At 69.8% G+C, this 24,381-nt stretch carries 25 protein-coding genes; 19 read left to right on the forward strand and 6 right to left on the reverse strand.

What is annotated here, in order from left to right:
- The first annotated feature begins 57 nt into the window (after window positions 1-57).
- Genes ACLQ2Q_RS08030 through ACLQ2Q_RS08040 form a run of 3 tightly spaced genes read left to right on the forward strand, consistent with a single transcriptional unit; the run spans window position 58 to window position 1,724 of the window.
- Window positions 58-897: a GDSL-type esterase/lipase family protein gene (locus ACLQ2Q_RS08030; RefSeq protein ID WP_425819762.1), complete on the forward strand. Its 840-nt coding sequence runs from the start codon at window positions 58-60 to the stop codon at window positions 895-897.
- A 19-nt stretch (window positions 898-916) separates the two neighbouring features.
- Entirely contained in the window at window positions 917-1,105 is a 189-nt protein-coding gene (locus ACLQ2Q_RS08035) for a hypothetical protein (protein WP_425819764.1), read from the forward strand.
- Window positions 1,106-1,142: 37 nt separating this feature from the next.
- Window positions 1,143-1,724 carry a hypothetical protein gene (locus ACLQ2Q_RS08040; protein WP_425819766.1) on the forward strand — a complete coding sequence of 194 codons (582 nt, stop codon included), beginning with the start codon at window positions 1,143-1,145 and terminating at the stop codon, window positions 1,722-1,724.
- A gap of 15 nt (window positions 1,725-1,739) precedes the next feature.
- On the opposite strand, the gene ACLQ2Q_RS08045 is transcribed toward ACLQ2Q_RS08040, so the two are convergent.
- Complete coding sequence (locus tag ACLQ2Q_RS08045) at window positions 1,740-3,824, reverse strand: NAD(+) synthase (RefSeq protein ID WP_425819768.1); 2,085 nt, start codon at window positions 3,822-3,824, stop codon at window positions 1,740-1,742.
- A gap of 83 nt (window positions 3,825-3,907) precedes the next feature.
- On the opposite strand from ACLQ2Q_RS08045, the gene ACLQ2Q_RS08050 reads away from it, so the two are divergent.
- From ACLQ2Q_RS08050 to ACLQ2Q_RS08080, 7 genes are all read left to right on the forward strand, one after another.
- Window positions 3,908-7,507, forward strand: coding sequence for a TM0106 family RecB-like putative nuclease (locus ACLQ2Q_RS08050; protein ID WP_425819770.1), 3,600 nt, complete (start codon window positions 3,908-3,910; stop codon window positions 7,505-7,507).
- Between the two features lie 24 nt (window positions 7,508-7,531).
- On the forward strand, window positions 7,532-7,873 hold the full coding sequence (locus ACLQ2Q_RS08055; protein ID WP_425819772.1) for a DUF3467 domain-containing protein: 342 nt from the start codon (window positions 7,532-7,534) through the stop codon (window positions 7,871-7,873).
- 40 nt (window positions 7,874-7,913) lie between these two features.
- Entirely contained in the window at window positions 7,914-9,374 is a 1,461-nt protein-coding gene (locus ACLQ2Q_RS08060) for an MFS transporter (protein ID WP_425819774.1), read from the forward strand.
- Window positions 9,375-9,629: 255 nt separating this feature from the next.
- Complete coding sequence (locus ACLQ2Q_RS08065; RefSeq protein WP_425819776.1) at window positions 9,630-9,944, forward strand: ATP-dependent DNA ligase; 315 nt, start codon at window positions 9,630-9,632, stop codon at window positions 9,942-9,944.
- 7 nt (window positions 9,945-9,951) lie between these two features.
- On the forward strand, window positions 9,952-10,281 hold the full coding sequence (locus tag ACLQ2Q_RS08070) for a hypothetical protein (protein ID WP_425819778.1): 330 nt from the start codon (window positions 9,952-9,954) through the stop codon (window positions 10,279-10,281).
- Between the two features lie 137 nt (window positions 10,282-10,418).
- Window positions 10,419-10,967: a hypothetical protein gene (locus ACLQ2Q_RS08075; RefSeq protein WP_425819779.1), complete on the forward strand. Its 549-nt coding sequence runs from the start codon at window positions 10,419-10,421 to the stop codon at window positions 10,965-10,967.
- A complete protein-coding gene (locus ACLQ2Q_RS08080) occupies window positions 10,964-12,271 on the forward strand; it encodes a type III PLP-dependent enzyme (RefSeq protein ID WP_425819781.1) in 1,308 nt (435 codons plus the stop codon). The genes ACLQ2Q_RS08075 and ACLQ2Q_RS08080 overlap by 4 nt, the downstream gene beginning before the upstream one ends.
- A gap of 60 nt (window positions 12,272-12,331) precedes the next feature.
- On the opposite strand, the gene upp is transcribed toward ACLQ2Q_RS08080, so the two are convergent.
- Window positions 12,332-12,964, reverse strand: a complete 633-nt coding sequence (gene upp / locus ACLQ2Q_RS08085) for a uracil phosphoribosyltransferase (RefSeq protein ID WP_425819783.1) — start codon at window positions 12,962-12,964, stop codon at window positions 12,332-12,334.
- Window positions 12,965-13,150: 186 nt separating this feature from the next.
- Here upp and ACLQ2Q_RS08090 point away from each other — a divergent pair, with 186 nt between their 5' ends.
- The gene (locus ACLQ2Q_RS08090; RefSeq protein WP_425819785.1) at window positions 13,151-14,578 is read left to right on the forward strand and encodes a dihydrolipoyl dehydrogenase family protein; all 1,428 of its coding nucleotides are present in this window, start codon (window positions 13,151-13,153) and stop codon (window positions 14,576-14,578) included.
- Here the strand turns inward: ACLQ2Q_RS08090 and ACLQ2Q_RS08095 are convergent.
- Window positions 14,567-14,911 (reverse strand): DUF2834 domain-containing protein, encoded by a 345-nt coding sequence (locus tag ACLQ2Q_RS08095; protein ID WP_425819787.1) that lies wholly within the window; start codon window positions 14,909-14,911, stop codon window positions 14,567-14,569. The two genes, ACLQ2Q_RS08090 and ACLQ2Q_RS08095, sit on opposite strands and share 12 nt — an antisense overlap.
- Window positions 14,912-14,940: 29 nt before the next feature.
- Here ACLQ2Q_RS08095 and ACLQ2Q_RS08100 point away from each other — a divergent pair, with 29 nt between their 5' ends.
- Complete coding sequence (locus ACLQ2Q_RS08100) at window positions 14,941-15,444, forward strand: hypothetical protein (protein ID WP_425819789.1); 504 nt, start codon at window positions 14,941-14,943, stop codon at window positions 15,442-15,444.
- 83 nt (window positions 15,445-15,527) lie between these two features.
- On the opposite strand, the gene ACLQ2Q_RS08105 is transcribed toward ACLQ2Q_RS08100, so the two are convergent.
- On the reverse strand, window positions 15,528-15,983 hold the full coding sequence (locus ACLQ2Q_RS08105) for a CinA family protein (protein WP_425819791.1): 456 nt from the start codon (window positions 15,981-15,983) through the stop codon (window positions 15,528-15,530).
- Between the two features lie 335 nt (window positions 15,984-16,318).
- Between ACLQ2Q_RS08105 and ACLQ2Q_RS08110 the strand changes: the two genes are divergently transcribed.
- On the forward strand, window positions 16,319-16,996 hold the full coding sequence (locus ACLQ2Q_RS08110; protein ID WP_425819793.1) for a GTP pyrophosphokinase: 678 nt from the start codon (window positions 16,319-16,321) through the stop codon (window positions 16,994-16,996).
- Between the two features lie 3 nt (window positions 16,997-16,999).
- Here ACLQ2Q_RS08110 and purU read toward each other — a convergent pair whose 3' ends face one another.
- Complete coding sequence (purU, locus tag ACLQ2Q_RS08115) at window positions 17,000-17,857, reverse strand: formyltetrahydrofolate deformylase (RefSeq protein ID WP_425819795.1); 858 nt, start codon at window positions 17,855-17,857, stop codon at window positions 17,000-17,002.
- A 70-nt stretch (window positions 17,858-17,927) separates the two neighbouring features.
- Between purU and ACLQ2Q_RS08120 the strand changes: the two genes are divergently transcribed.
- The 3 genes from ACLQ2Q_RS08120 to ACLQ2Q_RS08130 are packed head-to-tail and all read left to right on the forward strand — an operon-like array spanning window position 17,928 to window position 20,477.
- On the forward strand, window positions 17,928-19,145 hold the full coding sequence (locus ACLQ2Q_RS08120) for a cation:proton antiporter (RefSeq protein ID WP_425819797.1): 1,218 nt from the start codon (window positions 17,928-17,930) through the stop codon (window positions 19,143-19,145).
- On the forward strand, window positions 19,146-19,634 hold the full coding sequence (locus tag ACLQ2Q_RS08125; RefSeq protein WP_425819799.1) for a glutaminase: 489 nt from the start codon (window positions 19,146-19,148) through the stop codon (window positions 19,632-19,634).
- A gap of 36 nt (window positions 19,635-19,670) precedes the next feature.
- Entirely contained in the window at window positions 19,671-20,477 is an 807-nt protein-coding gene (locus ACLQ2Q_RS08130) for a TspO/MBR family protein (protein ID WP_425819801.1), read from the forward strand.
- A 36-nt stretch (window positions 20,478-20,513) separates the two neighbouring features.
- Here the strand turns inward: ACLQ2Q_RS08130 and ACLQ2Q_RS08135 are convergent, their stop codons facing one another.
- Entirely contained in the window at window positions 20,514-21,263 is a 750-nt protein-coding gene (locus tag ACLQ2Q_RS08135) for a glutamine amidotransferase-related protein (RefSeq protein WP_425819803.1), read from the reverse strand.
- A gap of 181 nt (window positions 21,264-21,444) precedes the next feature.
- On the opposite strand from ACLQ2Q_RS08135, the gene ACLQ2Q_RS08140 reads away from it, so the two are divergent.
- From ACLQ2Q_RS08140 to ACLQ2Q_RS08150, 3 genes are all read left to right on the forward strand, one after another.
- Window positions 21,445-22,101, forward strand: coding sequence for an RNA polymerase sigma factor (locus tag ACLQ2Q_RS08140; protein ID WP_425819805.1), 657 nt, complete (start codon window positions 21,445-21,447; stop codon window positions 22,099-22,101).
- Window positions 22,101-22,574, forward strand: a complete 474-nt coding sequence (locus ACLQ2Q_RS08145; RefSeq protein WP_425819807.1) for a hypothetical protein — start codon at window positions 22,101-22,103, stop codon at window positions 22,572-22,574. The genes ACLQ2Q_RS08140 and ACLQ2Q_RS08145 overlap by 1 nt, the downstream gene beginning before the upstream one ends.
- Window positions 22,575-22,636: 62 nt before the next feature.
- On the forward strand, window positions 22,637-24,361 hold the full coding sequence (locus ACLQ2Q_RS08150) for a S8 family peptidase (protein WP_425819809.1): 1,725 nt from the start codon (window positions 22,637-22,639) through the stop codon (window positions 24,359-24,361).
- Window positions 24,362-24,381: the final 20 nt, after the last annotated feature.

Below are 24,381 nucleotides of genomic sequence, written 5' to 3' on the forward strand. Positions count from 1 at the left end.
CTGTCGACGGGGCAGCCGCCACGCCCGCACTCCCAACGATGTGAATCGGAGCATTGCATGAGTCTCACCCGTCGGGCGCGCCGCGTCCTCGCCGCCGTCGTCGCCGCCGTGGTCTTCACGGGGAGCGGCGTCCTCACCACGAACGCGGCGTACGCCGCCCCGCCGCTTCCCGCGAAGATGGCGGCGATCGGGGACTCGCTGTCGCAGGCGATCATGACCTGCAGCTCTCTGGTGTCCTGTACGTCCAACAGCTGGTCGGTGGGAACCAGCGGCTCGGTGGCTTCGCACGCGGCCAGGCTCCGAGGGCTCGGCGCGAGCCTGACGACCTACAACAACGCCGTCACCAGCGCGAAGTCGACCGGGCTTCCCGCTCAGGCGACGAAGGCGGCATCGCAGAACGTGAACTACGTCACGATGCAGATCGGCGGAAACGACGCGTGCACCCCCACGGTCGCGGGGATGACTCCGACGGCGACGTTCGACGCGAACGTCCGCGCGTCGCTTGCCACCCTGGCGGCCAGCGCGAGCCACCCGGACATCTTCGTCGCCAGCGTCCCCAACCTCAAGCGGCTGTGGGAGGTCAACAGGACGAGCTTCTCCGCCCGCCTGACCTGGGCGACGCTCGGCCTCTGCAAGTCGATGCTCGCCAACCCCTCCAGCACGTCGACCGCCGACATGCAGCGCCGAGATGCCGTGCAGCGCCGGGTGAACGAGTACAATGCGGTGCTCGCCGCCGCGTGCACCGCGACGCCGAAGTGCCGGTGGGACGGCGGCGCAGTCGCGAACTACTCCTTCTCGCGTGCCGACATCTCCACGAGGGACTACTTCCACCCGTCCGTGACCGGCCAGGCCGCCCTGGCCCGGGTCACCTGGGCCGCATCGCAATGGGTGCGCTGACGACGCTTAGGCTGGCCTCATGAACAAGAGCACGATCTGGACGGTTCTGGGCGTTATCGCGGCGATCGTGATCGCCTGGGTGCTGGTCGACCTCGTCTTCTCGGTGCTCTGGTTCATCGCCAAGGCCGCCGTCGTCGCGGTCGTCGCCCTCGTCGTCTTCTTCGTGCTGCGCAACGTCTTCTTCAGCCGCTCCGATTCGGACGTCTGACCCCGCGGCCCTCGGCCACACTCTGGAGGTCGTCGACATGGAATCTGTGCTTCTCTCGGCACCCGAGGGAATCCTGGCTCGCCTCGGCTGGGATCCGCGCCTCGATGAGAGCGCCCGCATCCTCGCGCTCGCGCGCGAGCTCGTCGCCGAGCACGAGGGCGTCGAGGAGGGGTCCGTCAAGGTGGACTACGAGGCGTCTCCGCAGCTCGGGCACTTCGTGAACGTCGAGGCGACAGTCGCGGGCAACCCCGTCCCGCTGAACATCAAGGCGGCGAGCTTCCGCACCGCGACGGTGGTGGCGGTGGCCGATGCCGCGGTGCCGATCGGCCTCGACATCCGGGTCCTGCAGCCCGATCCGATCACGCTCCGCGAGATGCGGCGGCACTCGCATCTGATCAACGGCGGCACCGACCGGGAACTTCTCGCCCACTGGACGCGGGTGCAGGCTGTGCTCGCCGCCGACGGCCGCGGTCTGCGCGTGCACCCCGAGCAGGTGCGGATGGATCCGCCCCGCAACAAGGGCTGGGTCGCGGATCGTCGGATCTACTACCGCCTTCAGGATCTGTCGCGCGACGCCTGGGTCATCACGCTCGCCTACGGCGGCCTTCCCAAGCGCTGAGGCGGTGCGGCCCGTTCAGGACCCCTCGGGCAGCGCGGTATCGAGTTCGGCGAGCCACGCACGTGCGTTGCCGTCCGACGGGGCCCGCCAGTCGCCTCGCGGCGACAGCGACCCCGCGGGCGACACCTTCGGGCCGTTCGGGATCGCCGAGCGCTTGAACTGCGCGAACGCGAAGTAGCGCTTCAGGAAGACGCGCATCCACCGGCCGATGGTCGGCAGGTCGTAGGCGTAGTGCTCGTCGTCCGGGAACCCGGGCGGCCACGCCCCGGCGTCCTTGTGCCCCCAGGCGTGCGACGCGAGGAAGGCGATCTTCGAGGGGCGGAATCCGAAGCGCAGGATGTGGAAGAGCGTGAAGTCGTGCAGCGCGTACGGCCCGATCGCGTCTTCGGTGGACTGCACCTTGCCGTCCTGACCGGCCGGCACGAGTTCCGGGCTGATCTCCGTGTCGAGCACCGATTGCAGCACCGTCACGGCCTCGCTCGACAGCGTGGTACCCGACTCGTCGCGGTGCCCGTGCGCGATCACCCAGCGGATGATGTGCTGGATCAGCGTCTTGGGCACGCCGGTGTTCACGGCGTAGTGGCTCATCTGGTCGCCGACGCCGTACGTCGTCCAGCCGAGAGCGAGCTCGGACAGATCGGAGGTGCCGATCACCATCCCGCCGTTCTGGTTGGCCAGCCGGAACAGATAGTCGGTGCGCAGGCCCGCCTGCACGTTCTCGAACGTGATGTCGTGCACGGGCTCGCCATCGGCGAAGGGGTGCCCGATCTTGGTGAGCAGTTCGATCGCGGCATCCCGGATGTCGATGGTCTCGATCGACGCGCCGATGGCCTCGGCCAGGGCGATGGCGTTGGATTTCGTGTGATCGGATGTCGCGAAGCCGGGCATCGTGTACGTCAGGATGTCGGAACGAGGGCGCCCCATGCGGTCCATGGCTCGCGCCACCACGAGCAGGGCATGGGTCGAGTCGAGGCCGCCGCTGACGCCCAGCACCGGTTTCGGCCTGCCGATGGCCTCCATTCGCTGCACGAGCCCCGAGACCTGGATGTTGAAGGCCTCGTAGCAGTCCTGCGCGAGGCGGGCGGGGTCATCGGGCACGAAGGGGAAGCGGTCCAGCGGGCGCCGGAGCCCGATGTCGGACGACGGCGGGTCGAGCTCGAAGTGCACGGTGCGGAAGCCGTCGATGCGAGAGGAGTGGGTGCGGCGGTTGTCATCGAACGTGCCCTGGCGGTATCGGTCCTGCCGGAGGCGGTCGAGGTCCACGTCGGCCACGGACCGACGGGGGCCGTCCGGAAAGCGCTCCGTCTCGGCGAGCAGCTGTCCGGCCTCGTAGACCATGGTCTGGCCGTCCCACGACACATCGTTGGTGGACTCGCCCATTCCGGCGGCGGCATATGCGTACGCCGCGAGACATCTGAACGACTGCGACTGCGACAGCAGCTTCCGGTCGTCGGCCCGAGCGATCGTGATAGGGCTCCCGGAGAGGTTGGCGAGCACGGTCGCACCGGCCAGCGCCGCCTCGGACGACGGCGGGATGGGGACCCAGTAGTCCTCGCAGACCTCGACGTGCACGACCAGACCGGGTACGTCGAGCGCTTCGAACAGCAGATCGGGCCCGAAGGGGGCTTCGACGCCCCCGATGACGAGGTAGTCGCCGCTTCGATCGTCTCCCGGTGCGAACCATCGGCGCTCGTAGAACTCGCGGTAGGTCGGCAGGTACGACTTGGGTGCGACGCCGAGCACCTCGCCGCGATGGATGACCACGGCGCAGTTGTAGATGCGGTTGCGGTGACGAAGCGGCGCCCCGATCACCAGCATCGGGAAGAGCTCCGTGGATGCCTCGACCAGGCGCTCGATCGCGGCCTCGACGGCGTCGAGCACGGGGTCCTGCAGCACGAGGTCCTCGAGCGAGTACCCGGTCAGGCAGAGCTCGGGGAAGACGGCGACGGCGACCGCTTCGGCATCGCATTCGCGGGCCGCTGCGAGCACCGACTCGGCGTTCGTGGCCGGGTCTGCGATGGCGAGGGGGATCGTGCAGGCCGCGACGCGCGCGTACCCGTGCCGGTAGGCGCTGTCGAAGGGCAGTGTCTGCACGGTCATGGGTTCAGTCTTTCAGCCCGGGCCGCGGCGCGCACGCTTCGGTGTCGGTGCTCGGCGATAGCGTGAATGCAACGAGGGGAATCATGAGGATCAACGAGAACGGCCGGGTTGTCTGGAGCGCGAGCGATCTGAAGGGGGCCGCCGAGTGCGAGTTCGCGTGGGTGCGGCAGCTCGACGCGCGCCTCGGCCGCATCGCGCCGGTCGAAGAGCCGGAGGACGCCACCCTCCAGCGCGCGGGGGCGCTGGGGTTCGTGCACGAGGGTCGCCAGCTCGCCGAGTACCGCGCTCGTTACGGCGTCGGCGTCGTCGAGATCGCGGAGGCGAAGAGCTGGGATGCCGATGCACTGACCATCGCCGTCGCACAGACCGAGGCGGCGCTCCGCGCGGGGGCGGATGTCGTCTACCAGGCGACCTTCGCCACCCCCGAGTTCGTCGGCTTCGCCGACTTCCTCTTCCGCGACCCGGATGGTCGGTACGTGGTGCAGGACACCAAGCTGGCGCGGCGGGCGAAGGTCACGGCGTTGATGCAGCTCGCCGCATATGCCGATCAGCTCGACCGCCGCGGCATCCCGCGTGCAGATCGTGTCGAGCTGCTGCTCGGCGACGGCACGGTCAGCGCCCACGCGGTCGACGACCTGCTTCCCGTGTTCCAGCTGCGCCGGGAGCGGCTGCGGGCGATGATCGCCTCTCAGCGGCCCGAGCTCGGCCCCGACGGGCCCGTGGTGGCGTGGGGGGACCCGGCCTTCGTGGCGTGCGGCCGCTGCGCGACGTGCAGCCTCGAAGTCGAGAGCCACCGCGACCTGCTGCTGGTGGCCGGCATGCGCCCGACCCAGCGCCGGCGACTGGCATCGGCCGGCGTGGCGACGATCGAGCAGCTCGCCGCCGCCGACGCCTGCGCGGCGAACATCAGCCCAGATGCGTTCACCTCCCTCCGCATCCAGGCGCGGCTGCAGCTGGAGACCGAGCGCCGCGCCGGCAACGGGGGACCGACCGCACCGGTGTTCGAGGTGGTGATGCCCGCGGCGCTTGCGGCGATCCCCGCCCCCGACCCCGGCGACCTCTTCTTCGACTTCGAGGGCGACCCGCTCTACACCGAAGAGGAGTCGGGCCTCTGGAACCTCGATTACCTGTTCGGCTGGGTCGATCAGGCGGAGCAGTACGGGGCCCTCTGGGCGCACTCGTTCGCGGAGGAGAAGCGGGCGCTCGAGCGGTTCATCGCCTTCGTGGGCCAGCGCCGGGCGAAGCATCCGGGGCTGCACATCTACCACTACGCGCCGTACGAGCCGACGCACCTTCTCGCCATGGCGGCGCGCTACGGCACGTGCGAGGCCGAGGTGGACACGCTGCTGCGGGACGGGGTGTTCGTCGATCTCTACCCGATCGTGCGTCGTGCGCTCCGCGTCGGATCGCCGTCCTACTCCATCAAGAAGCTCGAACCCCTGTACATGGGACAGGACGTGCGCACGAGCGATGTGCAGAAGGGCGACGAGTCGATCGTCCAGTTCGTGGAGGCGAGCGAACTGCGCGCGAACGGCGATGCGGAACGGGCTCAGCGCATCTTCGACGACATCGCCGAGTACAACCGCGACGACTGCGTCTCCACGCTCCGGCTGCGCGACTGGCTGCAGGCGCTTGCGGCGCAGTTCCACGTACGGGCGATCGATGACAGCGAGCCCGAGGGCAGGGCGTATCAGCCGTCGCCGCGGTCCGTCGCGCTCGCCGAGCGGGCCGACCTTCTCAAGGCCGCGGGGCGCGCGGACGGGCCCGGCAAGCCGACGGACGACGAGCGCGCGCTGCGGCTCGCGGGTGCGGCGATCGACTATTACCCCCGCGAGGCGAAGAGCTTCTGGGCGATGCACTTCCTGCGGCTGCGCGAGCCGATCAGTCTCTGGGAGGACGCACGCGATGTCGTACGGGTGGATGCCGAGCAGACCGAGGTCGTGCGGGATTGGCATCGCGACGACGGCCAGCGCACCGACCGTCGCCATGTGCTCATCCGCGGCAGCTTCGCCCCGGGCACTCGTCTGTCACCCGACACGAACCCCTCCCTGCTCTACGACCTGCCGACGCCGTTCCCCTTCACCTCGTCGCCGAGGTGGATCCACGGCGACCACCGGTGCCGCGTGCTCGAGGTCTTCGACGACGGCGTGCTGGTCGAGGAGCCGGCTGTCGACTCGTTCACCTGGTCCGAACTGCCGGTCGCCGTAACGCCCGCCGCCCCGCCACCGGCCGGCAACCAGCAGTTCGCCATCGAGGCGTGGGCCGATGCCCTCCTCGCGGCCGGTCTCGAGTTTCCGCACGACCCCGCGACCGATATCCTCCGCCTTCGTCCGCCGCGCACGCGCAGCGGGGCGCTGGCTCCCGTCCTCGGCGGCGACGATGTCACGGCGATCACGACGTCGCTGCTCGATCTCGACCAGAGCTACCTCGCCGTCCAGGGCCCTCCCGGAACGGGCAAGACGTACGTCGGCTCGCACGTGATCGCCCGGCTCGTCTCCGAGCACGGGTGGCGCATCGGGGTTGTGGCGCAGTCCCATGCCGTCGTCGAGAACATGCTGGACCGCGTCGTGGAGGCCGGCGTCGACCCGCAGCTCGTCGGCAAGGCGCCGAAGAAGGCGGATGAACCAGGCACGCCCGCGTACACGGCTCTGGCCAAGAACGGCGTCGCGGCCTTCGCCGCCGAACGCGCGGAGTCCGGGTTCGTGATCGGCGGCACGGCGTGGGACTTCAGCCACGAGGGGCGCCTGGCCCGCGGCGGTCTCGACCTGCTCGTGATCGATGAGGCCGGGCAGTTCTCCCTCGCATCAACGATCGCGGTCTCGCTCGTCGCGCCGCGACTGCTCCTCCTCGGCGACCCCCAGCAGCTGCCTCAGGTCAGCCAGGGCACGCACCCCGAGCCGGTCGACACGTCGGCCCTCGGCTGGGTCATCGGCGACCACGACGTGCTGCCGGAGGCCTTCGGCTACTTCCTGACGCAGAGCTGGCGCATGCATCCGGCCGTCGCCCGGCCGGTGTCGGTCCTGTCCTACGACGGACGGCTCGCCTCGCACGCGTGCGCATCGATCCGGCGCGTGGAGGGAATCCAGCCCGGGCTGCACGTCGAACCGGTGCTCCACGCCGGCAACGCCACCGAGTCGGTCGAAGAAGCGGCGAAGGTCGCAGCGATCGTCGCGGGTCTGATCGGATCGCCGTACACCGACGTCGACACCGACCCGTCCGGCTCGCCGACCGCCGTCGCTCCCCGTCCGCTCGAGGCCCCCGACATCATCGTCGTCACCCCGTACAACGCCCAGCTCACCCAGGTCGAGAAGGCGCTGGCCGCTGCCGGGTTCCCCGACGTGCCGGTGGGGACGGTCGACAAGTTCCAGGGTCAGGAGGCGGCGGTGGCCATCGTGTCGCTCGCCGCCTCCTCCGCGGCCGACGCCCCACGGGGAATCGAGTTCCTGCTGCTGCGCAATCGCCTGAACGTCGCCATCTCCCGCGCCAAAGTGGCGGCGTACCTCGTGTACTCGCCCGGGCTGCTGGATGACCTGCCGCGCACGCCCGAGGGGGTCGCCCGGCTCAGCGCCTTCGCGCGGCTCGTCGGCGCGCCCGCAGGCACCTCCACGGACGAACCCGCCGCTGTCCCCGCGGCCACCCTCACCGTCGCCCCGATCCGCGCCACCGCCGATTCCGCGCCATAGACTTGCGGGAACGGGAGGGCGAGCGTGGCCGACGAATTGCCGAGGAAGTTCGAGATCGACCTGCCGACCGAGGTGGTCCCTGGTCACTACGCCGACTTCGCCAACGTCTGGCACACTCCGACGGTCTTCATCATGGATTTCGTGACGCTCGCGCAGCCACCTCGGGAAGAGACCGACGCTGACACCAGCGAGCGTCACATGGTCGTTCCGGCACGCGTGGTCAGCCGCATCCGCATTCCTCCCGAGCAGGTCTTCGAGCTGGCCAAGGCGCTCACCCAGCAGTTGGAGTTCTGGGAGCAGGAGACCGGCAAGAGACCACCGAGCGCCCCGCTCCTCGACGACGGAAACGCGGGCCCGCGCGCCTGATCGCGCGGCCCGCGACCCCGATGGCTGCAGAGCCGCGCCCGTGACGACCCCTTCGACCGACCGGCACCGCTGGCGCGCCTACTGGGCGTGCGTCGCCGTGGCCGCCCTGACGATCCTCGACCTCACGAAGGTCAATGTCGCGCTGCCCTCCATCGAGCAGGCGTTCTCGGCGTCGTCCACCGAGCTCCAGCTCGTCGTCAGCGGCTACGTCCTCACGTTCGGCCTCGCCCTCGTCCCCGCAGGTCGCATCGGCGACCAGCGCTCGCGCAAGGCGATGTTCGTCGTCGGCCTCTCGATCTTCACCCTGTCCAGCGTCGCCGCCGCGCTGGCTCCGACGGCATCCGTGCTGCTGATCGCTCGCCTGGTCCAGGGAGTCGGCGCCGGCATCCAGATGCCCCAGGTGATCGGCACGGTGCAGGAGCTTTTCCAGGGCGAGGAGCGTGGGCGCGCCTTCGGCCTCTTCGGGGCGACGATCGGCATCGCCACCGCGTTCGGCCCTACCCTCGGCGGCCTGGCCATCGCCCTGGGCGGAGCGGACGACGGCTGGCGCTGGATCTTCTGGATGAACGTGCCGCTCGGTCTCGCGGCCCTTCTGGCCATCGTCAGGCTCCTCCCATCCGGCAGGCGCGGCTCCTCCGAGAAGCTGAGCCTCGACCCTCTGGGCCTGCTGCTCTTCGCGATCACGGTGATCGCCCTGATGTGGCCGTTCCTCTTCACCACCGGTTCTCCCGATGACAACCCCGCCCGCTGGTGGCTGCTCGTCGTGTTCGTCATCGCCGCGGCGCTGTTCGTCTGGTGGGAGCGCCGGTATGCGGCATCCGGTCGGTATCCGCTCGTCACGATGTCGCTGTTCCGGATCGGGTCCTACCGCAACGGCACACTGCTCGCCACGGCGTACTTCGCGGGAACCCCGGCGATGTTCCTGCTGACGACGCTCTTCCTGCAGGACGGCCTCGGACTTCCTGCGGTGTTCGCCGGAATGACGTCGATCGGGTTCGCCCTCGCGAGTGCGGCGTCGTCGTGGTGGGGCGGCCTCATGGTGAACAGGCTCGGCCGGCCCATCGTCGTTCTCGGCGTCGTGATCGTGCTGATCAGCGTGATCGGGATGGTGATCGCCACCCTGGTGCTTTCGGACGATGTGGTGCCCTGGGCCGTCGCGGCGGTGATGATCGTGGGCGGAGCGGGCGGTGGCCTCGTGATCGCCCCGAATCAGACCCTAGCGCTCGAGGACGTGCCGGTGGCCGAGGGCGGCCTCGCCGGCTCGGTCGGACAGCTCGGCCAGCGCATCGGCGCGGCCATCGGCACGGCCGTGGCGCTGTCGCTCTTCTACGCCACGATCTACCGCGAAACGGACGACGAGGTGCAGACCGTCGTGTACCACGACGCCTACGCCATCGGCATGACATCCGTCGCGGTGCTGCTGGCAATGGCCCTGCTCGCGGGGGTCGTCGACCTCGCCGGCCGACGGCGCGACGACGTGCTCACGGCCGCGAGCGAATAGCCCGCCCGGCGCGCGGTGTCAACCCCCTACGGACCGGAATTCGATCGCACGTAGTCTTGCGGAGCGCGCAAGCGCAGGTCGCGGCAACCGCATCGGCGAGGTCGGTTGCCGCGACCTCTTGCTTGCGGCGAGGCATCATCCCGAGAGCCCGCTCGGTTCGATCGCCCGGCCGCCATGAGTCCGGCGGCCTCCTTCGCGGCTATCATCATTGAGATCCCCCTCGAAGTCGGGGGTAGCCCGAGGGAGGGAACCGGCGTGGGACGATTCCGTTATGGGGACGCACTTGTCGTCGATTTCGATGACCGTCTTCTTGCCCACCTGCAATTGGTGATCGGCGCGAAGATCCGTCGTGGAGAGTCGTTCTACTTCTCCTGGAGAGATGATCCGGGCGTCGGCGATGGCCGCACCAGCGTCTGGGTCCATCCCGCTGTTCCGATCTCGTTCAAGTTCTACGGGTCGCGGATGCCGGGCATCAACCGTGCGTGGATCGATGCGCTCACGGCCACCGCGAACGCCCCTATGGGGCTTCAGGTCGTGCCGGAGCCCGAAGCCGCGATCGAACAGGAGTGAGGCACTCGTGAAGCGCGTATACGTGATCTACCAGGGCACCACCTTCTCGGTCAGCGGGCGCGAACCCGAGGACCTCCGCCAGGAGATCATGGATGCGGTCCGCAAGGGCGAGCCGCACTGGCTGCGCGTCAACTACGGCGAGGGCACGCCGGCAGCCACCGACCTGCTGCTCGCACCGGGGATCGGTGTCGCCCTCTCGATTCCCGGCGGTGGTCCCGACGGCGAGTTCAGCGAGGCGGACGAGGCCGTCCCCTCGTCGGGCCCGGCCGGCCCGCTGCGGGGCTCCGCGATGGGCGATGGGATGCCCTCGGTCGGCGAGATCGCGCACGACGCCTGACCCGGGCCGCTGGCCGCCGCGCCTGACCGGGCGGAGTGCTCGCTTCGCGGGCGTCGTTCCCCCGGTGCCAGCGGCTTCGGAGCCGTGATGTATCAGCGCCGTCGGCGCACGCTCCTTCGTGGCGAGAAGGAGAGACCATGTCCAGCATCCCAGCCGCCGATCAGCGGGCCGATGTGCCCGGCGCTCCCGCCGAGGCCGTGGAGACCGGACGACGCCGCCGCCTGCTGTTCTGGATCTTCCGCTACCTACCGGCGGAGGTGGCCGGAACCGCCGCGATGATCGCGGCAGGGCTCCTCGTGACATTCTGGACGACCGCGCCGCTCGCGATCGCACTGGCCGCCGTGGTCGGCGAGAGCCTGGGCTTCTACCTCGTCCTCGCCGTGACCATCTACGGCGAGCAGGCCCCGCAGACGATCGGCGCTCCGCACGGGCGACGCCGCGCCGTGCGCCGCACCCTGCTGCTGCTGCTGGCCGAATTCGGCCCGGCCGAGCTGTTGGACAGCCTGCTGATCCGGCCCGCCGCACTGTTTCTCGGCGTGCTCGTCCTGGCCGACCCCGTATGGGGGATGCTCGCCGGGAAGATCGTCGCCGACCTCGTCTTCTACGCCTTGGCCGCCGGCGCATTCACCTTCACCGACCGCGCGGGGATGCGCGTCGCCCGTCCTCGGACAGGGGCGCCGGCATGAACGCCGAGGCCACCCGTCGGGAACGGCGAGCCGCCCGCACGGTGCGCGAGGTGCGCCTCACCGAGGCATCCACCCTCCTCGCCGGCGCCGATGCGCGGGCGGCGCTCGCCCTGCACGGAACCCCGCTGATGCTGCTCGAACCGGATCGCGTCCGCACGCAGTACCGGCGACTGCGCGACGCGTTGCCCTTCGTGCGCTTCCACTACGCGGTCAAGGCTCTCGACCACGATGCCGTGCTGTCGGTGCTGGCCGATGAGGGCTGCGGCTTCGACGTCGCGGGCACCGACGAGCTGACGGCGGTGCGCGAGCATGGCGTGTCGCCGGAGCGGATCATCCACACGCATCCGGTCAAGAAGCCCATCGAGATCGCGGATGCCGTGCGTGCGGGCGTTCGCACCTTCGTGGTCGACAACCCCGCCGAGCTGGCGAAGTTCGCCGGTCTGGGACCCCGGATCGGAGTGCTGGTGCGACTCGCATACCGCAGCCCGCACGCCAAGAGCGATCTCTCCAGCAAGTTCGGGGTCGGCCCGTTCGAGGCAGCGCACCTGATCGAGCAGGCGCTCGCCCAGGGCACGCGCATCGCCGGCTTCAGCTTCCACGTCGGCAGTCAGCTCGATGACCCGCAGCGCTTCGGCGATGCCGTCGCCGAGACGCTGGCGCTGATGGATCACCTGCAGGCCGTCTATCCCGTCCGTTTCGACACGCTCGACATCGGCGGCGGATTCCCGGTCGCGTATGAGAAGCCCGTGGCGTCGATCGAGGCGGTGGCAGCGGTGCTGCGGCCCCTGCTCGAGCCGCGCCGGCGAGAGCTCGACATCATCGCCGAACCGGGCCGCGTGCTCGTCGCCGAGGCGATGACGGCCGTGACGAGCGTCGTCGGCGTCGCCGAGCGTGCGGACGGACGCTGGTACTACCTGGACGACGGCGTCTACGGCGCATACTCCAACGTGATCGCCGAGGACGCGCATCCGCTGCTGTTCGCCGAGAAGGAGCTGGGCGCGGGGGAGGAGGCCGTGGAGGTGCATCGGTGGGCCACGCTCGCCGGTCCGACGTGCGACTCGGCCGATGTGATCGCCCGCGAGGTGCTGCTGCCCGACCTCGGGCCCGGGGATCTTGTGGTGAGCCCCGCGATGGGCGCATACACAGTGGTGACCGCTTCGCGGTTCAACGGCCGTCCGGCTCCGCGTGTGGTCGTGATCGGATCGGCTCCGGAGTCCGGATCGATGGATGCCGTCGCTGCTCCACACGCCGAAGGCCTTCGCGTACGCACCGGCGCCCAGACGGTCGCACCCGCGCTGACGTAGACCCCCGAACCCGCGTCAGACGGTGCCGCCTCCGACGGTGCCGCGTCAGACGGTGCCGCGTCAGACGGTGCCGTACAGCCGATCGCCGGCGTCGCCGAGCCCGGGAACGATGTAGCCCTTGTCGTTGAGGCGCTCGTCCAGCGCGCCGAGCACGAGGGTGACATCGCGGCCCTCGACCTGCTTCTCGATGGCGGCCACACCCTCCGGTGCGGCGAGGATGCAGATCGCCGTGACGTCCTGTGCGCCGCGCTTGAAGAGGAAGTCGATGGCGGCGCCGAGCGATCCACCGGTGGCCAGCATCGGGTCGAGCACGAAGCACTGACGGTCGCTCAGATCGGCCGGCAAACGCTCGGCATACGTCGTCGGCTCGAGCGTGTCCTCGTTGCGGGCCATGCCGAGGAACCCGACCTCGGCGGTCGGAAGCAGCTTGACCATGCCATCGAGCATGCCGAGCCCGGCGCGGAGGATCGGCACCACGAGCGGGCGGGGCTCGCCGATCCGCACACCGGTGGTCTTCGTCACGGGCGTCGTGATCTCGATCGGCTCCACGCGGACGCTGCGGGTCGCCTCGTACGCGAGCAGGGTCACGAGCTCCTCGGTGAGCTGGCGGAAGACCGGGGAGGAGGTCCTCTCGTCGCGCAGCACCGTGAGCTTGTGGGTGATCAGGGGGTGGGCCGCGACGTGTACACGCATATGCACAGGCTAACGGGTGGGGCACTTCCGGCACCGCCCGGGCGCCCCGGGCACCGCGCGCATCTCACGAGGCCGGTGCCCCCGCCGGCGGCGAGCCTCGGACGCTGCGCTTCTCGCCGCGCGCTGCGCCGATCGACGGCGCGTGAACAGGAAACAGCAGCGCCCGGCGGGCGTAGCGTGGTGGTCATGACGGCACGCGAATACGACCTCATCGTGATCGGAGCCGGGGCGGTGGGCGAGAACGTCGCCGATCGCGTCGTGCAGGGCGGACTCTCGGTGCTCATCGTCGAGGACGAGCTGGTCGGCGGTGAGTGCTCGTACTGGGCGTGCATGCCGTCGAAGGCGCTGCTTCGGAGCGCCGCGAGCCTGCGTGCGGCGCGCGCGGTCGACGGCGCTCGACAGGCGATCACCGGGGAGCTGGACGTCGCGGGCGTACTCCGCCGGCGCACGAAGGTCACCCACGACTGGGACGACGCGTCGCAGGTGAAGTGGCTCGGCAAGGCGGGCATCGAGCTGCTGCGCGGCCACGCGGAGTTCACCGGCGAGCGCGAGCTGCGGGTGACAGGCGACGACGGCTCGGTCACCGAACTCACGGCCCGTCACGCGGTGGCGGTGTCGACGGGCTCGCTGCCGCTGCTTCCCGACATCCCGGGCCTCCGCGACATCGAGCCGTGGACCAGCCGCGATGCCACGAGCGCTCGGGAGGTGCCGGCGTCTCTCGCCATCCTGGGAGGCGGCGTCGTGGGTGCCGAGATGGCGACCGCCTACGCGGGGTTCGGGACCGAGGTGACGCTGATCGCCCGCTCCGGACTGCTGACCCGCGAGGAGCCGTTCGCGGGTGAACTGGTCAAGGAGTCGCTCGAGGCGATGGGTGCCACGGTGCTCACCGGAGTCGACGTCACGGCGGCGGCGCGCGACGACCACGGTGCGACCCTGACCCTCAGCGACGGCCGCACCATCGTGGCGGAACAGGTGCTCGTGGCCGTCGGCCGAACGCCGCGGACGGGAGATCTCGGCGTGGAGGCGATCGGCCTGACGCCCGGCGAGTGGCTCGAGACCGACGACACCCTGCGCGTGAACGGCTTCGACTGGCTCTACGCCGTCGGAGACGTGAACCACCGTGCGCTCCTCACGCACCAGGGCAAGTACCAGGCGCGAGCCGCGGGCGACGTCATCGCCGCGCGGGCGAAGGGCACGGCCGTGGATGACGCGCCATGGGGCGCCCACGTCGCGACGGCCGACCACCGGCATGTGCCGCAGGTGACCTTCACCGACCCGGAGGTGGCCTCGGTCGGACTCACCGAGGCGGCCGCGCGAAAGGCCGGCTACGACATCCGCGTTCTTGATTACGACCTCTCCTGGGTCGCCGGTGCCAGCACCCTGTCGGACGATTACCGGGGCACGGCGCGAGCGATCGTCGATGAGAAGCGCGGCGTGTTGGTCGGCGCCACCTTCGTCGGGCAGGATGTCGTCGAGCTCCTGCACTCCGCCACCGTCGCGATCGTCGGCGAGGTGCCGCTCGACAGACTCTGGCACGCGGTGCCGTCGTACCCGACGCTCAGCGAGGTCTGGCTTCGCTGGCTCGAGGCATACGGGCGTCCGTCAGCCGGCTGACTCCGTGGCCACCCTGTTCAGCCGGCGCTGGCGCATGGCGAGGAACAGCGGGAAGGTGAACGCGAATGCCGTGAGGGCGGATGCCACGACGTAGAGCCAACCGGACCGCATGCCCAACCGGCGGGCCTCGACGATGATGAAGACGCTGCCCGCCACCGCGGCCACGAGCAGATCGACGGTGATCGACGACACTGCGGGGCCGCTCGTTCGCAGGTCTGTGAAGAAATCGTTCATCTCGGCGATCGCCATGCCGTTGTAGATCCACGTGCCGATCAGGCCGGCGATGGCGAGCACCAGGTAGGCGACGGCGAGGCGCGACCAGTCTCGAGTCATGGACTGATCATGCCCGTAGAATCGCCCCCATGGCCGAGCCCCTCCAGCGACAGGTGATCCGGGCGAGCTTCGCGACCGAGCAGTCGGTCTACGGGGTCATCCTCGTCTCTGGGATGATCGTCGTCTCCGCGACGCACGATTCCACTTCGTGGGAGGTCTTCTGGACCGTCGTCGTGACGGTCATCGTGTTCTGGCTCGCGCACGTCTATGCGGGAACCGTCGCTCACCACGGACTGGACCACGGGCGTGTGCTCGGCATCCGCGAATCGTTCGAGGAGGCGGTCTCGCACTCCTGGGGGCTGCTCGCGTCGGCGCTCATCCCCTCCTTCATCCTGCTGCTCGGGGCCACGGAGGCGGTACCCGACTACGTCGCCATCTGGATGGCTCTGTGGGCCGGGGTCCTGGTGCTGGCGATCCTCGGCTACATCGCGTTCGCGCGCCGAGGAGCCGCGTGGCCCATCCGCGTGCTCGGCGCCGTCACAACAGCGGGCTTCGGTCTGGTGATGATGCTGCTGAAGGCGCTCGTGCACTAGCCGATCGCCCGTCAGCGGGTGTCGGGTGGCGCGATTGGGCGTGCGGGGCGGCTGCCGGGAGGCGGTGGCCAGTGAGCCGACGCTCAGCGGGACGTGAGGTCGAGCAGCGCCGCGACGGCCGCCTCGACGCTGGCCTCGAGGATCTCCTCCGGCTCGCCGGAGAGGGTGAGCAGCCGGTTCCCGGTCGTCCCGTCGGCGCACCACCCGACGTACACCGTTCCGGCGGCATGCCCGCCCTCGGATCCCGGTCCGCCGACGCCCGTCACCGACACGGCGACGTCGGCGTCCATCAGCGTCCGCACGCCGCGGGCCAGCTGCTCGGCGGATTCCGGGGAGACCGGATCGGTTCCCTCGGCGAGTCCGAGCACGGACTCCTTGGTGGGCGTCTGGTAGGCGATGACCCCTCCTGCGAACCAGGTCCCGGCATCGTGGGCCTTGCCGATGGTGCTGGCCAGCAGCCCGCACGTCAGCGACTCCGCCACGGCGACGGTGAGTCCGGTGTCGAGGGCCTGGTCGGCCACGCGATCGATGTCAGCCATGCGCATCCTTCCTCGAGAGCAGCCGACATTACCTGGCTCCCATGGCGGCGACAGCCCCTTGCCATCGCGGTCGGGGTCGTGTTCATCGCCACGGGCAGCGGCCCGTGCGTGCACCGGGGAGCAGATCCGGGGGATCGCGTGCCGGGATGCCCCGGATCGGGTCGGAGCGACCCGAATCTGCGCCCCGGTGCTCGCCGACCTTCGGGCGCGCCGCGCGACCCGAATCTGCGCCCCGGTGCTCGCCGATCTTCGGCGCGCCCCGCTACCCGAATCCGCACTCCAGGTGCTCGCCGATCTCTCAGCACTCTCGTATCGGGCATCCGTAGCGTGGCCTTATGACGATGCTCCCGGCCGACGAAGAGGCGATCGCCCAGGCGCGTGCGCTGCGCGACGAATTCCAGCGGTTCCTGCTGGAGTACCGGTTCGGGCTGCGGGAGATCGAGACCAAGATCTCGATCCTCCGGGAGGAGTTCGAGCAGGCGCACGACTACAACCCGATCGAGCACGTCACGAGCCGGGTGAAGAGTCCGGACAGCCTGGTCGAGAAGGTCGGCAGGAAGGGGATCGCCCCTGACTTCGACAGCATCCGGGCCGGCATCACCGACATCGCCGGCATCCGCATCACCTGCAGCTTCGTCTCGGATGCCTATCGGCTCTTCGATCTGCTCACGAGGCAGGACGACGTGCGCGTCCGGTCGGTGAAGGACTACATCGCCGAGCCGAAGGCGAACGGCTACAAGAGCCTGCACGCCATCCTCGAGGTGCCTGTCTTCCTCTCGTCCGGCCGGGTCGATGTGCCCGTGGAAGTGCAGTTCCGCACGATCGCGATGGATTTCTGGGCGAGCCTCGAGCACAAGATCTACTACAAGTACGACCGCCGGGTGCCCGCCGAGCTGCTCGACTCGCTGAAGGAGGCCGCGGATTCTGCCGCAGAGCTCGACTCCCGGATGGCCCGGCTGCACTCCGAGGTGCACGGGATCCGCAGCACTCCGGCACGGGTCACGGCCGTCTGAGTCCTACAGGATGACGGTGGACCGGCCGTGCACGATAACCCGGTCTTCGCTGTGCCACTGCACGGCCCGCGCCAGCACGAGCCGCTCGACATCCGCCCCCCGGCTCTGCAGCTCAGCCGTCGACTGGGAGTGGGTGACCCTGGTGACGTCCTGCTCGATGATCGGGCCCTCGTCGAGGTCGGCCGTCGCGTAGTGCGCGGTCGCACCGATCAGCTTGACCCCACGATCCTTCGCCCGCGCATACGGGTTGGCCCCGATGAAGGCGGGCAGGAACGAGTGGTGGATGTTGATGACCGGCGCCCCGACCCGCGTGAGGAAGTCGTCGCTCAGGATCTGCATGTACCGGGCGAGCACCACGAGGTCGACGTCTCCCCGCAGGAGGTCGAGCTGCCGCTGCTCCATCGCGGCCTTGTCGCCGTTCTCGAGCGGGATGTGCGCGAACGGCACTGCGAAGGAGCGAACGTCGGCCGCGAGGTCCGCGTGGTTGGACACGACCACGGCCACCTCGATGTCGAGCTCGCCGCGGCGCGTGCGCCACAGCAGGTCCATCAGGCAGTGGTCGTACTTCGAGACGAAGATCGCCACGCGCTTGCGCTGGGCAACATCGTGCAGCGACCACTCCATCCCGAAGCGGTCGGCCACCGCGGTGATCGATCGCTCGAGAGCCGGGCGCCCTTCGGCGAGTCCCGGAAGGTGGAACACCGTCCGCTGGAAGAAGCGCCCGCCGGCGGCATCCGTCGAATGCTGATCGAGCGAGATGATGTTGGCTCCGTGCTCGGCCAGCACCCCGGCGATGGCGGCCACGATGCCTGGTTGGTCCTCACAGGTGATCAGAAGCCGGGCGGTGTCGGGCTGAGGCATGGTTGCGATTCTTCCCGAGCGAACGCTCCCGGGCCAATCGGGAGAACGGTCCCGCCGATACTCTGTACCCGTGGTCGAGCCAGACATGTTCTTCATCCCGCTGATCGCGGTGCTGGCGCCGCTGCTCGCGCGGGGTGTCTCGGCGTGGGTGCGCGTGCCGATCGTGGTGTTCGAGCTCGTGCTGGGCATCCTGCTCGGACCGGACGTGCTCGGGTGGGTGCAGCTCTCCGATTTCGTGGACCACCTCTCGGACTTCGGGCTCGCCACCCTCTTCTTCGTGGCCGGCAGCGAGATCAACTTCGAGGCGGTGCGGGGGCGGCCGATCCTCCGCGCCTCGCTGGGCTGGCTGACGAGTCTCGTGCTCGGTCTCGCGGTGGGCGTGCTGATCGCACCGGGCGAGACCGCGGTGATCATCGCGGTGGCCCTGAGCTCGACGGCGCTCGGCACGCTGATGCCGATCCTGCGCGACGCGGGGGAGCTGCACACCCCCTTCGGCCGGGCTGCCACCGCGATCGGAGCCGTCGGCGAATTCGGTCCGCTGGTCGCCATCTCCCTGTTCCTCGGCACGCGTGAGCCCGGCATCTCGACCCTCGTGCTGATCGGCTTCGTCGTGGTGACGGGCGGCGCGATCGCCCTTGCCACGAGGATGTCCCACGGGCGCCTGCACGACTTCGTACGCACCACCCTGCACACGTCGGGGCAGTTCGCCGTTCGTGTCATCGTCATGATCCTCGCGGCGCTCGTGGCGCTCAGCATCCTGCTCGATCTCGACATGCTGCTCGGCGCGTTCGCCGCGGGAGTGATCTGGAAGCTCATCATGCGCAACGCGCCCGAGCGCGACCGGGAGCAGGTTGACAGCAAGGTCGAGGCCATCGCGTTCGGCTTCCTGGTCCCCATCTTCTTCGTCTACACCGGGGTCACGTTCGACCTCGAGGCTCTGCTCGCGTCGCCCATGGCGCTCACCCTGCTGCCGCTGTTCTTCGTGCTGCTGCTCGTGATCCGGGGGCTGCCGGCCCAGCTGTCGGTTCCACCCGGGGCGTCGGGCCACGACCGCGCCGCGCTGGCACTGCTGGCCGCTACCGGGCTTCCGATCATCGTCGCGGTGACCAATATCGGGGTCGACGAGGGGATCCTCGACTCCGCGCTCGCCTCGGCTCTCGTGGGGGCCGGCATGCTCTCTGTGCTCGCCTTCCCGCTCCTCGGCATGGCGCTGCGGGTGAGATCCTCCACACGCGAGACGGTGCCGCTGGACCCGGCACCCGCCGAGCCGACGCAGGAGGAAGCGTAGGTGGATGACGTCCGGTCGATCTTCGACGCCGCGCGCGCCCGGCTCGCCGATCTTCCGCGCGAGGGCCTCGGCCGTATGACCCATCCCCGTCGCATCCTCGGTCTCACCCGCGCTCCGCGGATCGTTCCGGTCGGCACCGCGTGGCACCTCGGGGTGCTGCTGGTGGGTGATGCGACCGTGATGGCGACGGGCGAGATCACCCGGGCGGTCGACCCGGGTCGACGCGGCTACGCGGCGGAATCAGCGCGCCACCGGGCCGAGCTGCGTGCCGCGGCCCTGCGGGGCGGGTTCGCCGATGGTGACACGGTGCACTTCGGCTGGACGGAGCTCGACCTCGACGCCGTCGCCCGCGGCGAGGCATCCGGACCGCTCTCCGGTGCCGGCGGTGAACCCATGGTCCGCTGGAGCGCCTCCGGCGGGCTCGCGCCGCTGCGCGGCTATCTCGACGAGCGCATCGAACTGCTGCGGCATCCGCCGCCCGGAGCCTGACGGCCCTCGCCGCCAGCCCCCGTCGTACGCTGGGGTATGGCAGAGACGCAGCGCCGCGACATATTCCGCCAGAGTTCTGTGATCGCGGCGGCGTCGTTCATGGTGATCGCCGCCTTCATCGGCACCGGAGCCGCCGGCGGAACGCCGGTGCAGGATCTTCAGGGCGGTGCTCTGGATGCCGACGGCTCATTCCTCGCCCCCGGCCGGCCGGCGTTCGGCATCTGGACGGTCATCTACGCCGGTCTGCTCGCCTACACCGTCTGGCAGGCGCTTCCCGGCCAGCGCGCGTCGGCGCGCCAGCGGTCGATGGGCTGGTGGATCGCGCTGACCATGGTGCTGAACGGCGGATGGCTCGTCGCGTCGCAGTTCGGGCCGCTCGTCTCGACCGTGGTCGCCATCGTCGCGCTGCTCGCGGCGCTGGGGTGGACGTTCCACCGTGCGGTGGTCACGAAGGAGCATCAGTCGCCGTGGCCGGACTCGCTGCTGGTCGACGGCGTGACCGGGCTGCACCTCGGCTGGGTCAGCGTCGCCACGGTCGCCAACATAGCCGCGTGGCTGACCGCGGTCGGTCCGGCCTCGTGGGGGGCGCAGGCGCACCTGTGGGGGGTCGTGGTGCTCGTCCTCGTGCTCGTCATCGGCCTGGCGATCTCGTGGGCCAGCGGATGGCGGCTGGCGCCGCCCTTCGCAATGGCGTGGGGGTGCCTCTGGATCGGGCTGGAGCGCCTCGGCGGGCAGCCGTACGCCCCTGACGTCGGGTCCACGGCCCTGATCGTCGCCGGGCTGCTGGTGCTTGTGCCGTCGACGGCGAGAGTCGTCACGCTGCTTCGGCAGGGCGGGGATTAGGCGAACACGCCGCGCGGGCCGGCGCTGCGCCGCGGGCTATCCGGCCGCGGGGCCGAACATGCGGGCGAACGTGCGCAGCAGGCGGGCGGGCTCGGTCACGGATGCCGCGAGCACGCGTCCGGCGATCGTATCGTAGGCGTCGGCCTCGAAGTAGCCGTCGTTCCGGTAGATCGCCATGCGCTCGGTGAAGTCGCGGGTGGTCGGCTCCGGATGGAACTGTGTGGCGTAGAGGGTGTCGCCCGACCGGTAGGCCTGCACCGGGCACGCCTCGTTGGTGGCGAGCAGCACGGCGCCGGGCGGCGCCTCCGCAGCGCCCTCCTTGTGAGCGGTCAGAGCCGTGAACCGTGTCGCGAGCCCGCCGAGCAGCGGGTCGCTCTGCCCTTCTCGCGTGAGTGCCACGGCCACGGGTCCGGTGTCCTCCGGCCACGCCCGGCTGACGGTGCCTCCCAGCATCCGGGTGACCACGCCGATGCCGTAGCAGGTGAAGAGGGCGGCCGTCCTCGCGTCGGCGGCCCTCGCTGCGATGCGCTCGAGGTCCGCCTCGAGGCGCCGCTGCGACTCGTTCTTGGTGGAGTCCGGATCGGTGATGTTGAACGGGCTCCCCCCGATCAGAAATCCCGAGTAGCGGTCGAAGACGTCGTCGGGGAGCGGATTGCGCACCAGATCCAGGTGGTCGAGGTCGACCTCCTTCAGCCGGGTCGCGGTGAGGAACGACCGGTACTCGGCGGCCGCCGCGTCCTCTTGAGGGCGCACGCGGACGTACAGGAGGGGGAGGTCGGTCGCCATCCCGTGATTCTAGGCGCCGGGGCCGAGGAGCGGCTGTGACGGGGATGACGAAGAGCGGCTGTGACGCGGGTGACGAAAAGCGGCTGTGACGCGGATGCGGGGCGCCCGGAACCATTTCGGAGGGACATGTATCAGCTAGGCCCTTGCCCTGCTCCTCATCGGTGTGGACACAATGGGCCCTATGACCGAGAGACCCCGGTCGGACCCCCGCAGCGCGCCGGAATCGCCTGACGAGCCGGAGGGTGCCGATCCGGATGTCGAGCCGACGCGCTGGGAGCGGGCGGCCGATCTTTTCGTGAGCTGGCGCGAGGGCGAGACCCGCGCGATGGATGACCTCGTGCGCCTCATGACGCCCGTGCTCTGGCACGTGGTCCGCGCGTACGGGCTCGACCATGCGCTCGCACAGGACGTGGTGCAGACCACCTGGATGACGCTGGTGCGGCGGCACGACTCCATCACCGAGCCGAGGGCCGTCGCCGGTTGGCTCACCACCTGTGCGCGCCGCGAGGCCTGGCGGGTCGGCAAGCTGCACCGCCGCGCCGACCCCACAGGAGCCGATTACCTCGAGCCGCATCTCCCTCCCCAGGAATCGGCCGAAGAGACCGCGTCGCACATCGATGAGAGCAGCCGGCTGTGGTCGGCGGTGCGCAAGCTGAACGAGCGCTGCCAGCGACTGCTGCGCGTCGTTGCCTTCGAGGAGCGTCCCGATTACGCCCGCCTTGCCCAGGACCTGTCGATGCCCATCGGGAGCATCGGACCTACCCGGCAGCGTTGCCTGGGCAAACTCCGCGCCCTCCTGCAGGGCTCCGGGCTCGAGACGTCTGAGGGGATGAAATGATGTCGATCCACAACGAAGACCACGTCGCCGACGCGGCCCTTTTCGCGCGACTGCGCGCCGTGTGGGAAGACGTCGACCCGGTGCCGGCGGATCTGATCGACCGCATGGTCGCCGCCGTCGCGGTCGAGGATCTGTTCCGGGAGTACGCGCTGCTGACCCTCGTCGAGAGCGCCGGACTGTCGGCCGTACGAGGCGAGAGCGACACGCTGACCCTTCAGTTCAGCGACGGCACGACGAGCGTGCTGCTGCACGTGACGGCGACCGAGAGCGGCCACCGCCGCATCGACGGGTGGGTGGACGGCACCGCTCTCGCGGTGCGGCTCGCGCAGGGCGATCGCGAGTGGTCTGCGGATGCCGGCGAGAGCGGGCGCTTCGCGTTCGAGGAGATCCCGTCCGCGGTGTCGCGCATCCGGCTCGTCGTGAAGGACGGCGACGGCGTGCGGGAGTTCAGAACTCCTCAGTTCGAGGTGTAGACACCGGACGCCGACGGGCGTCTGGTCGATCGGGTCGGTACCGGCCCAGGAAAGGATCGAGCGTGGCAGACGACAAGGAAGTCGGTTCTTGGCGCGACCGCGAAGCGGCCGCCGAACCGAGGGGAATCGCGCTCGACCCGTTGCGCGAGCCGGTGCCGGGGCTGTCCGCCTTCGGGACGGTCTACGTGCCCGGGTATCTCATCATCTCGGGCGACCCCGAGCCCGCGACCTCGGTGCTGAGGGATGCCGGGGCCACGCTCGGGTGGGACGTCAAGCTCGAGACGATACGAGACGCGGCGCCGACGGATGAAGCGGGGCAGAGCTCGCAGCTCACACGGGCTCGCATCTTCCAGTCGCCCAAGCCCGGACGCGACGATGAGCCGGTCCCTCCCATCGATGCGTGGCGTCTGCTGCAGCGTGCGCGAACGCCGAGGGTGGACGAGCAGAGCGCCAGGGATGGCGCACTGGAGGCGTCGAGATCGGTCGATCCCGGCGGCGGCGGCCGGAGGGTGCAGCAGCACTCGGAGGTGGCGCCCGATGATCCGCTGAGAAACGTCGGTCTGGACCACGTCCTCATCATCGATCCGATCGGCATAAACCCGCACACCCGGACGAACCCGCACACGCGGACGAATCCGCACACCCGGACCAACCCGCACACGCGCACCAATCCGGTGGGCATCGACGGCTATGCCTACCCGGGCAGCGGTGGATTGGAGGTGGTGAGCTACATCGGTCCGAAGCCCGCTCGCCTGCTCCCGCTCAAGGAGGGAGGACGCCGACCCGTCATCGCCTTCGTCGACACCGGCTGCGGCGCACATGCCTGGTTGCCCGTGGAGCCCACGTCGGAAGAGGTCGCCGAGGGTGCACTCCCGGAAGGCGAGCACCCCATCATCCGACGAAGAGTGCCGGCCCTGGTCACCCCGCAGGTGATCGGCATCGACGACCCGGGGACCGACCCGGAGGTGTTCGGCGACCAGGCGGGAGCGCTCGACGGATTCCTCGACGACGGTGCAGGGCACGGGACTTTCGTCGCCGGCGTCCTTCGCCAGGTGTGCCCTGAAGCCGACCTGATCTCACTTCGCGTGGCGGACAGCAACGGCACCGTGCTGGAGAGCGAGTTCATCGACGCCCTGGAGGAACTCGTCCAGCTCATGGATGGGCAAGGCGCCGGAAGTGCGCAGCCGGTCGATGTCGTGAACCTGTCATTGGGGTACTACCACGAGACGCCGGAGGATGGACGATTCAGCACTCGGCTCTATGACGTTCTCAAGGAGCTGCGCAGCCGCGGGTGCGTCGTCGTCTGCTCGGCGGGAAACGACGCGACCGACCGCCCGACCTTTCCCGCTGCCCTGTGGGACTGGAACGACCCGGAGCTCCGGCTGGTCGAGCCAGCCGGGCTCGCCGCGCATATCTCGGTGGGTGCACTCAACCCCAACAACACGTCCGTCGCCCTCTACAGCAACGTCGGCAAGTGGGTTCGCGCCTATGCGCCCGGGACATCCGTGCTCAGCACGATCCCGCCCTTGCAGGGCGGCGTTCAGGCCGGATCTCGCTATGACATGTACGATCGCCGACGCGAGACCATCGATCCCGACGACTTCACGGGCGGCTATGCCATCTGGAGCGGCACGTCCTTCGCCGCGCCGTTCGTGGCCGGATCGATAGCCCGATACCTGGCTGAGGGGCTCATGGCAGGCGAGGCTGTCGACATCACAGCGAGAGAGGCGGCGACGAACGCGGCTCTCGCCGATGTCACGGCGCTCGACGGGTCCGGCATCGCATAACGGATCGACGCGGTCTGCAT

Source organism: Microbacterium sp. DT81.1 (genome assembly GCF_049844955.1).
GTDB lineage: Bacteria > Actinomycetota > Actinomycetes > Actinomycetales > Microbacteriaceae > Microbacterium.